This window comes from Streptomyces aureus, assembly GCF_001418135.1.
GTDB classification, from domain to species: domain Bacteria; phylum Actinomycetota; class Actinomycetes; order Streptomycetales; family Streptomycetaceae; genus Streptomyces; species Streptomyces aureus_A.
In genome coordinates, this window is sequence record NZ_LIPQ01000677.1 from 1 (window position 1) to 1549 (window position 1549).

Annotated in this window: 2 protein-coding genes; both read left to right on the plus strand. The window is 71.6% G+C overall.

Going from position 1 to position 1549, the window contains the following annotated elements; all coding sequences use genetic code 11:
• Window positions 1–42: 42 nt before the first annotated feature.
• Entirely contained in the window at window positions 43–480 is a 438-nt protein-coding gene (locus tag AOK00_RS35995; RefSeq protein WP_030323932.1) for a gamma-glutamylcyclotransferase, read from the plus strand.
• A 209-nt stretch (window positions 481–689) separates the two neighbouring features.
• Window positions 690–1493 (plus strand): purine-nucleoside phosphorylase, encoded by an 804-nt coding sequence (locus AOK00_RS36000; protein ID WP_030323930.1) that lies wholly within the window; start codon window positions 690–692, stop codon window positions 1491–1493.
• Window positions 1494–1549 lie beyond the last annotated feature (56 nt).

Genomic DNA, 1549 nt, shown 5'->3' on the forward strand with positions numbered 1-1549 from the left:
GAGTTCCCCGGACACCCCGCCCCCTCCCGTACCCTCGGTCCCATGTCGCTCTACGCCGCTTTCGCCGGCAACCTCGACGCGCGGCTGATGAGCCGCCGCGCACCGCACTCCCCACTGCGCGGCACCGGCTGGCTCAACGGCTGGCGGCTCACCTTCGGCGGCGAGCAGATGGGCTGGGACGGCGCGCTGGCCACCATCGTGGAGGCCCCGCGCTCCCAGGTCTTCGTGGCGCTGTACGACATCGCGCCGATGGACGAGGAGTCCATGGACCGCTGGGAGGGCGTCGGGCTCGACATCTACCGCCGGATGCGGGTCCGGGTGCACACCCTGGACGGCGAGGAGCCGGCCTGGGTGTACGTCCTCAACGCGTACGAGGGCGGGCTGCCTTCGGCGCGGTACCTGGGCGAGGTCGCCGACGCGGCCGAGTCGGCGGGCGCGCCGCACGACTACGTGATGGAGTTGCGCAAGCGTCCCTGCTGAGGCGGCGCGAAGCCGGCCGGGGGGTGTGGGAACCACCGAGGGACGAAGGTGACTCCTCCCTTGTGCGATTCGTCGGAAACGACAAGACAACGATCGCATGTCCGTCGGCATCGTCATCTACGCGCGTAGGCAAACTCCGGCTACGCTTCTGCGCGTATCAAATCCGTCCGGGGCCAGCCTCGGACCCCCTCCCCGAGGCGAGAGAGTCAGTGAACGCAACTGCCACCCCGTACGAGGCCGCCGAGGCCGCTGCCGCACGTCTTCGCGAGCTGACCGGAGTCGAGAACCACGACGTCGCCCTGGTCATGGGCTCGGGCTGGGCGCCCGCCGTCGACGCCCTCGGTGCCCCCGAGGCCGAGTTCCCGGTGACCGACCTGCCCGGTTTCCCGCCGCCCGCCGTCGAGGGCCACGGCGGAAAGGTGCGCTCGTACAAGATCGGCGAGAAGCGCGCCCTCGTCTTCCTCGGCCGCACCCACTTCTACGAGGGCCGCGGTGTCGCCTCCGTCGCGCACGGCGTCCGCACCGCCGTCGCCGCAGGCTGCAAGACGGTCATCCTGACCAACGGCTGCGGCGGCCTGCGCGAGGGCATGCGCCCCGGCCAGCCGGTCCTCATCAGCGACCACCTCAACCTGACGGCCGCCTCCCCGATCGTCGGCGCGAACTTCGTCGACCTCACCGACCTGTACTCGCCGCGGCTGCGCGCGCTGTGCAAGGAGGTCGACGAGACCCTCGAGGAGGGCGTCTACGTCCAGTTCCCCGGCCCGCACTACGAGACCCCGGCCGAGATCAACATGGTCCGCGTGCTCGGCGGCGACCTGGTCGGCATGTCCACCGTCCTTGAGGCCATCGCCGCGCGCGAGGCGGGTGCGGAGGTCCTCGGCATCTCGCTGGTCACCAACCTGGCGGCGGGGCTCTCGGGCGAGCCGCTGAACCACGAGGAGGTCCTCCAGGCGGGGCGGGACTCGGCGGCACGGATGGGTGAGCTGCTGACGCGGGTCCTCGACCGGATCTGAGTCTTCACCGCGCCCCTCGCACCGTTCGGCCCCGGGGGGCCGAACGGTGCGAGGGG